Consider the following 3,115-nt stretch of genomic DNA (forward strand, 5'->3'; position numbering starts at 1 on the left):
CAAAGGCGTCCAGCAGCTCGGCCAGCGTGCCCAGCTTGTCCACCGCGTCGTCCAGCTCGCGCTGGGCCACCTCCATCTGTGCGCGGGCATCGGCCACCGCATGGCGGTGGTTGAGGCCTTCGCCGAAGGTCACACCGCGCCCGGTCGCCGGATCGACGAAGATCACCAGGTCATCGGGGATGGTGCGGATGATCGCCTTAGGTCGGTCAACATACTTAGAGTCGCTGTACTGCGCGCCCTGCATCAGGCGGGCGATGTTGGTCATCAGGTTGGCGGCCGCCTGACCCGGCGTCGCCGGCACCGGCTCGCCACTCTGCGCGTAGGCGGCCAGGGCAATGGCATCAACCACCGAGCCCATCTGCGGGTAGTGCGGAGACGGCAGGCCGAGCAGGTTCTTGCCCTTGAAGTGGCGCGTCAGGGTCTGCGACTTGGCATCACGGAACTCTAGGTTCTTCACCTGCCCGGGGCTGGGCACAATGGCCACGTCCCAATAGCGCACCGAGGCCCGTTGCACGGCGCGGAAGAAGGACTCGTCCGACATTTCCTGCTCGCCGCTCGGGAGGTCGCCGTCGATGGCCACCTCGTTCTCGCCCTGGACGGCGGCACTGCTGGGCACGTTCGCGGTCACGGGGCGGTTGCCCCGTGAAGCCTCGCTGTCGGCGATGATGCCAACGGTGTCCAGCGGCTCGCCCTTGGTCACCTCTGCCATAGCATCGACCAGCGCGGTCACTACGGCAGCTGGGTCGTCCCGCAGCAAGGAGACCAGCTCGTCGAGCATGACATCGTCCTCGCGCTGGGTCGGGAGTATTTCGAAGTCCCACACCTCCCAGGAGCGCCCACCCGGCGTGGTGTTGGCCATACGCACCAACTGCTGAGTCAGTGGGACAACCAACCGGCGATCCGTTCCCTTGGCCATCGCCTGCAACGCGGGCAGCAGCGTGGCTTTTTTGCTGCCGGCGGCGGCCTTCTGTACCAGGGCGTCGGTGATACCCAGGCGTTCGGCCATCAGCGTGAGCAGGTTATCCTGGTCGACCAGCCCGTCTTTCTTGGCCAGCTCACTCAGCACCAAGGCCAGCCCCCGGGCATGACTCATCCGGGCGGCTTCCGACTCGGTGAGCGCGGACGCCACCTCCGGTTCGCCCGCTTTGACGATCCGCGACATGGCCTCCAGGTACAGGGCCATCCCTGCCGGCCAGCCGTTGCGGGACTTGTCGGTCAACGGAGTCTTTTCCACCAGCTGGTAGAACCGGGCGTCGTCGCTGTCGAGGATCGACGGGTTGAACTCCTGCGTGGGCACCACGATCCGTGCCCCGCCAGACTCGCCACTCGCCTCGTCGTCCACGTATTGGCTACCAATGCCATAGGCGGTTTCGCCCACCACACTGTCGCGCAACAGATCGAGGAAGGCCTGACGGTTCTTGCCCCCGATGTCGATGTCCATGCGCTTGAGGGTTTCTTCCAGACGCACGCGGTCGCGCTTGCCCAGGCGCTCGATGTTCTCGTCGATCTGGTCAGCAGTGGCGACCTTCCCTTCGCCATTGACCAGCAGCTGGCGGATGGCCAGTGTGGCGAACACGGCATCGCGCATCTTGTCGGGGGCAGCCTTGCGTGCCGGGGGTTCCTCGGTGGTCGCCGGCTGGGTCAGCGAGTCCAGCGGCTTGGCCTGATCGGGGTCAGAGCGGCGCGCCTGAACTTCGTTCATCAGGCGACCGATGTCATAGCCGCCCTGCTCGCGCAGGCCCAGCTCGGCGCGGATGGTGTCGGCCTGGGACACCGGCAACTGGTCGATGGCCTGGGCAAAGGCCTCCAGCGAACCGAAGCGTTCGACCGCCCGCTGGCGGATCGCGCCCAGCATCTGGTCACGGCCCTGGATGACGTTGCGGGCATCGTAGTAGCGGCGGTCCAGTTGCTCGACCGGCATGTCCAGCAACGGAGCCAGAGCCGGCACGGCGTCCAGGCGCTTGCCGCCGCCCTCGACCTTGGCCTGCAGGGCGTTGGTCAGGCGCGGCATCACTGCCCGGCCCAGGCCGGTCTTCTGGAAGCGGCTGATGTCCACCCCCAGCGACCGGGCTTCCTCGATCAAGGCCTCGTCGGCGCTCAGCGTGCCCTTGGGCGGCGGTGCGGGCTGCTTGGCCTTCTTCGCCGGCGTCGGGGCCGGCGCCGCCTGCTCGGCGGCAACCGTCTCGGCACGCGCCTGGACCGCCGCTTCCGGTGTGGTGATCTTGATCGTCGCACCGGGGAATTTCTGCGCCTGCTGCTCGCGCACCGCCTCGGCCACACTGCGGCCCACCAGCTGGTTGCGCAGCACCGCCCCCTCGGCGTCGCGCACCTCGACGGCCGCCACGCCCTGCGGGTCGGCTGCCGCTTCCTCCTTGGTCTGCGCGTAGCCGTTCAGGCGGGCCAGGTCGGCCTGGGTCGGCTGCTCGGGCAGTTGGGCCAGCACCTCGGCAGGTGCCACTGCCACGCTGCCATCCTCCAGCTCGCGCACCGGCTTGCCCAGCTCGGCGGCAAGGGTCTTGGCCTGCTCGGCGTTCTCGGCGGTGTACCAGTTGCCCTCGCCCGCCGGGGTGTTGGCCAGTTGCGCACGGATGTCGGCTTCCGGCTCAGGCGCGGTCGGCAGCACCGGGTCGCCCGCGCCCGGGAGACGCGCGCCCTCGGCGACCATGCGCGTCGCGTCGGCCACGACACGCCCCGCACCGGCCACACCGCCGCCGGCGATGCCGCCCTTGAGCATGGCGTCGATGATGCTGCTGGTGTTGATCTGGTGCTCGGGCTTGTGGCCCTTGATGGCCAGCTCGTCGATCAGCGTCTGCGTCGCCTCGGTCAGCGACTCGGCCGTGGCACCGACGCCCACGGCCTTGAGCGAGTTGCCCAGCAGCTCGGTGATGCGCTCGGGGGCCGCGTCGCTGGCCAGCCCCTTGAAGGCGCCGCGCAGCACCCGGTCCAGACCGGCATAGTCCAGCGCCGCCTTGCCGGCACCGATGGCCAGTGCCTGGCCGGGCGCGTCGATGCCCTCCAGGGCGAAGTTCATCTGCGTCTCGCCGGCGTTCTGCATGTACATCAAAGGCGTCCAGCAGCTCGGCCAGCGTGCCCAGCTTGTCCACCGCGTCGTCCA

1 protein-coding gene is annotated in these 3,115 nt (G+C 68.7%); it reads right to left on the reverse strand.

The window, feature by feature from the left end; genetic code table 11:
• The coding region (locus AS93_RS19700; RefSeq protein ID WP_037009860.1) for a hypothetical protein at positions 1-3,061 on the reverse strand (3,061 nt) is incomplete at its 3' end.
• Positions 3,062-3,115 lie beyond the last annotated feature (54 nt).

The organism is Pseudomonas sp. RL, assembly GCF_000647775.1.
GTDB lineage: Bacteria > Pseudomonadota > Gammaproteobacteria > Pseudomonadales > Pseudomonadaceae > Serpens > Serpens flexibilis.